The organism is Arhodomonas sp. SL1 (assembly GCF_052060015.1).
In the GTDB taxonomy this organism is placed as follows: Bacteria; Pseudomonadota; Gammaproteobacteria; order Nitrococcales; family Nitrococcaceae; genus Arhodomonas.
The window spans coordinates 1-4,121 of sequence record NZ_JBPODZ010000036.1 but is presented as its reverse complement, the minus strand read 5'-3'; the positions used below and the strand labels follow the sequence as shown (position 1 = coordinate 4,121).

General features: G+C 63.2%; 6 protein-coding genes. 5 read left to right on the top strand and 1 reads right to left on the bottom strand.

The genetic code is table 11. The features are described 5' to 3' along the window. Nucleotides 1-443: 443 nt before the first annotated feature. Nucleotides 444-887, top strand: coding sequence for an SRPBCC domain-containing protein (locus tag ACQ754_RS16965; RefSeq protein WP_440998229.1), 444 nt, complete (start codon nt 444-446; stop codon nt 885-887). A 449-nt stretch (nt 888-1,336) separates the two neighbouring features. Here ACQ754_RS16965 and ACQ754_RS16960 read toward each other — a convergent pair whose 3' ends face one another. Continuing rightward, nucleotides 1,337-1,657, bottom strand: coding sequence for a transposase family protein (locus ACQ754_RS16960; RefSeq protein WP_440998228.1), 321 nt, complete (start codon nt 1,655-1,657; stop codon nt 1,337-1,339). A gap of 92 nt (nt 1,658-1,749) precedes the next feature. Between ACQ754_RS16960 and ACQ754_RS16955 the strand changes: the two genes are divergently transcribed. The 4 genes from ACQ754_RS16955 (at nt 1,750) to ACQ754_RS16940 (ending at nt 4,113) form a co-directional block, all read left to right on the top strand. Continuing rightward, the gene (locus ACQ754_RS16955; RefSeq protein ID WP_440998227.1) at nt 1,750-2,193 is read left to right on the top strand and encodes a GIY-YIG nuclease family protein; all 444 of its coding nucleotides are present in this window, start codon (nt 1,750-1,752) and stop codon (nt 2,191-2,193) included. A 207-nt stretch (nt 2,194-2,400) separates the two neighbouring features. Further along, the gene (locus ACQ754_RS16950) at nt 2,401-3,366 is read left to right on the top strand and encodes a zinc-binding metallopeptidase family protein (protein ID WP_440998226.1); all 966 of its coding nucleotides are present in this window, start codon (nt 2,401-2,403) and stop codon (nt 3,364-3,366) included. A gap of 17 nt (nt 3,367-3,383) precedes the next feature. After that, nucleotides 3,384-3,794 carry a LysE family translocator gene (locus tag ACQ754_RS16945; protein ID WP_440998230.1) on the top strand — a complete coding sequence of 137 codons (411 nt, stop codon included), beginning with the start codon at nt 3,384-3,386 and terminating at the stop codon, nt 3,792-3,794. Between the two features lie 28 nt (nt 3,795-3,822). Further along, nucleotides 3,823-4,113 (top strand): hypothetical protein, encoded by a 291-nt coding sequence (locus ACQ754_RS16940; protein ID WP_440998225.1) that lies wholly within the window; start codon nt 3,823-3,825, stop codon nt 4,111-4,113. The last annotated feature ends 8 nt before the right edge of the window (nt 4,114-4,121 follow it).

Genomic DNA, 4,121 nt, shown 5'->3' with positions numbered 1-4,121 from the left:
GAAGGGCCAAGAACCCCGACTTTCCAGGGCGCTGGGCAGGCCCCGCTCCAAGAAACCGTCATTTGTTCAGCGTTTCCTTAGGTAGTAGCACGGGCGGATCGGCTTCGGTTACTGGGCTAAAGATCTGTCCAGACGGCCGTATCACAATAAATCGCAAGCATAAGGATCATATAAGATTAATGCTTAGCCTCTTTTCAAAAGGTAAGCTTGACCCAAAGGAAGTGCCATCGCTAGCTGGACACTTAGCTTACTGTCATTATGTAGCCCCAGATTTCTACTCCGGGCTGTCCAGTAAGTTCTTCAAAGAAATACATGAAATTCGGGCTATGGATTTGTAACAATCGGCTGCGCAGCGACCGATTTTCCGCCGCTTCGCGTCTCCAAACCGGCGCGTGAGCCGGGCGTTATACGGCACGAATGCCACGCAACCTGGAGTTCCATGCATGACTGACGACAGAACGCTACGTACCTCCAGAACTCTTCCGTTCTCCCCAGAAGAAATTTACGGGGCATTTGCTTCGCCTGAATTGCTGGCCGCATGGTGGGGACCTGAGGGCTTTTCAAACACCTTCGAAGTTCATGAGTTCACGGAAGGGGGCCGCTGGAAGTTCGTAATGCATGCCCCAGACGGAACCGACTACCAGAACGAGAGCACGTTCGAAACACTTGAACCCAATTCGAAAATAGTCATTCACCATGACTGCCCGCCAAATTTCCGGCTCACGGTTGAACTCACTGCTGAAGGTCGTGGAACGCACGTAACCTGGACTCAAGTGTTTGAAGATGCTCAAACTGCTCAGGTAGTCAAAGAAAGGGCAGGCCCAGCAAATGAACAAAATCTTAATCGGCTCACGCGTGTGCTTAAGCAGGGAGGAAGTGCCGTATAACCAGGGGCTCAAGCCGACCGGTACTCCGCTGCGCTCCGCACCGGTGCCTTAGCCCGAGCGTTGGACGGCAAAGGAGGAGACCTAGTATGAGTGTACTAAATATTCGAGAGAAGGAGAAGGTTGCGGAAGCGTACGAGAATCTCCTTGCGCGAGCATTGTTTGCGGAGTGGCCGCATCGGTTAGGGAAACGCTGAACAAATGACGATTTCTTGCAGTGGGACCTGCCCACCGTCTCCAGAAGTCGGGGTTCTTGGCCATTCAAGGGCGTTTGCGGGGCGGTCCGCAGGCGAAATGCTGGCATATCGGCCATTCGGTCCACTTTTCGGCACCTTCGCGGATCATGTGGGTGGCCGTCGGCAGCTCTCACGCGGTCGCCGCTCCGGATGTTGTGGTGTAAGGGGAGCGCGGCAGTCGGGTGGGTTTGCTGCCGCCCAGATAGGCCATGGTGATCAGGTTGCGCGCGCTGCGATAGCCGCGGGCGTGGGCCTTGGTGGCCTGGAGAGATCCGTTGGAGGCCGCGACGCCGCCGTTGTGCAGGTGCGGTCGACGGCGTTGAGGACGCCCTCCCAGTGGGCCTTGATCGTCAGCGCCAGGCGCTTGAACGGCGCGAGCCTGCAGCGCCGCGCCCAGGGCACCGCCACCTGCGTGGTCTTGCGGCAGCTGCTACAGCGCACCCGTGGCACCGAGGCATGAACATAGGCGCGGTGCCCGAACAAGTGCAGATGCTGCCAGCTGCGCCGGCGGCTGTCGTGGACCGGCTGATCCGCCACCCCGTAGACCGGGGAGGCAAAGCATGCCCCGCGCGCAGGGTCGGGGTGTCTGGCCTGGGGCGCCGGCGCCGGTTGGCTGATAGGCTCGCGTCATGGAGAGTGCACCGGGGACCTATCTCCTGATCTTGCGTGCGCAGTGCGAGGAGCCCGTGCGTATCGGTCGCTGGGGCGTGCTTTCGCTGCGGCCGGGTTACTATCTGTACTGCGGGAGCGCCTTCGGCCCCGGCGGCGTGCGCGCCCGGGTCGCTCGGCATGCCCGGCAGGGGAAGGCCGCGCACTGGCACGTGGATCATCTGCGGGCGCGCACGGTATTCTTCGCCGCCTGGTACTCCCATGCCCCGGAGCGTCTGGAACATCGCTGGGCGAATACCCTGGCGGCAATGCACGGTCCCGAGGCCGTCGACGGCTTTGGCTGCAGCGACTGTCATTGCCGCGCTCACCTGTTCTTCTCCGCCGCCGCGCCGTCGCGGGAGGTATTCGAGCGAGCCACAGGGGTGACGGTGCACGTGTGGCGGCCGGTGGCGGGCTCGCCGTGAAGGGTGGTGTCACCTGCGACCAATTCCATGGTGGGGGAGGTGTTGTATGGCGTGTTTGCGCTTGGCCTGCCGGTGTGTGGAAGGCGGCACGATTGCCGAATCCACCACCAGTGCGTCGATATTGCCGCGGCCAATCGCGGGTTACTTGCCGGCTGACGGTCGTGGCCCACATGATGGCCGTTACCTACTCCTTGGAGCTGCCCAGTCATGCGCGTCTTCGCTAACCCGGTCGGTGCCGGGTCGTTGTGGTTCGACAACCTCGCCACCGCCGACGGCACGCCGGTCGCCTATGATCCCCAGGCGCGGGCCTTCGTGCCGACGCCGCCGTTCTGCGCCAACCGGGAGCGGATCGGCTGCAACTGGATCGCGCCGGCGGAGGGGGAGTTCTGTCGTTCCTGCGCCATGACGGCGCTCGCGCCTGACCCGTCCATCGACAACGCCATCCCCAACTGGGCACAGACCGAGGCGGCCAAGCGCTGGGCGTTGGACAACCTGGGCCGCTGGCACTGGTTCCGCCCGGAGGACCCCGGCACGCGCCCGGTGTTCCATCTGCTGGCGGAGGGGCCGACGCCGGTCCCCATGGGGCACGCGGAGGGCGTGGTGACGATCAGCGTCGCAGAGGTGGACCCCGTGCTGGTCACTACCCGGCGAGAGGCGCTGGAGGAGCCGTATCGCACCATGATCGGTCACATGCGCCACGAGATCGCGCACATGTTGTGGTGGCGGTTGAGCTTGCGCGAGGATTTCCTCGACGCCTTCCGGGCCATGTTCGGCGACGAGCGGATCAACTATCCGGCGGCGCTCCAGTACCACTATGAGAACGGCCCGCCGGCGGAGTGGACGCAGTACTACCTGACCAGCTACGCCTCGGCCCACCCGCACGAGGACTGGGCGGAAACGGCGGCGCACCTACTGCACCTGACCGACATCGCCGACAGCTTCGTGGCCACCGGCCTGTCATCGCCGGAGATCCCGCACCCGGGCTGGGACCCGTATTCGGAGCCGGATGCGGAGCGGCTGATCCAGATCGCGGCGACGCTCACCGTGGGTGTGAACCATGTCAATCGCTCCATGGGGCTGTCGGACCTCTATCCGTTCGTGCTGTCGAACCACGCCCGTCAGAAGATGGCGTTCGTGCATAACTGGTTGCGCCGCGGTGCCCTCGGGCTTTGAAGGCATGGAGATAGGGACTGTCCCAGCTGATCCGCTGGGCCGGCGCGGCCTATCTGGTACGGTTGGGCGTGCAAGCGTTTCGCCGCGGTGGGTCTGGCTGCGAGGGGGACGGGGCTGACCCCGGCCCGGCACAGCGGGACTGCCTTCGAGAGGGCCTAATCACGAATCTGCTGAATCCGAAGGTGGCCGTGTTCTACATGGCGTTCCTGCCGCAATTCCTGAGCCCCGGTGACCCGGCATTGGCGAAATCGGTGCTGCTCGCCTCCATCCACAACGGCTTCAGTCTGCTTTGGTTGGGGGGTCTGGCTGTCGCCATCGGACGTGGCAGGGACTGGATTCGCCACCCAAGGGTGCAGGACTGGATCGCCCGTGTCTCGGGTACCATCCTGATCGGCCTGGGCGTGCGCCTCGCCCTGGAAGGCCGCTGATACGCAAAGCCAAGCAAGGAGAGCGGAGATGAAGGGACTCACTCCCGTACAAACCTCGGTGACGCTGCGCTTCGCCAGCGGATTGATGCGCGCCCGCCATACCCGACTCAGTCTTGTCATGGCAGTGGTGATGGTGGCGCTGGCGCTACTGTTGCCTCTGGCGCTTCTCGCCGGCGAGAGCGATGCCCCCATGACCGACCAGCTGAGCGCGCTGTTCGCGGAGATGCTGTCGGATACCAACGGCCAGCTGGCCCCGGTTCCACAGGTTAAGGCCGTGAGAGGTGGTATTTGCGGCCTTGGGGCTCTGTCGGATCAGTGACTTAAGCG

What these genes read in the sequence shown, in the direction of transcription:
- ACQ754_RS16965 (WP_440998229.1), top strand. Translation starts at nt 444, where the DNA reads ATGACTGACGACAGAACGCTACGTACCTCCAGAACTCTTCCGTTCTCC.
- ACQ754_RS16955 (WP_440998227.1), top strand. Translation starts at nt 1,750, where the DNA reads ATGGAGAGTGCACCGGGGACCTATCTCCTGATCTTGCGTGCGCAGTGC.
- ACQ754_RS16950 (WP_440998226.1), top strand. Translation starts at nt 2,401, where the DNA reads ATGCGCGTCTTCGCTAACCCGGTCGGTGCCGGGTCGTTGTGGTTCGAC.
- ACQ754_RS16940 (WP_440998225.1), top strand. Translation starts at nt 3,823, where the DNA reads ATGAAGGGACTCACTCCCGTACAAACCTCGGTGACGCTGCGCTTCGCC.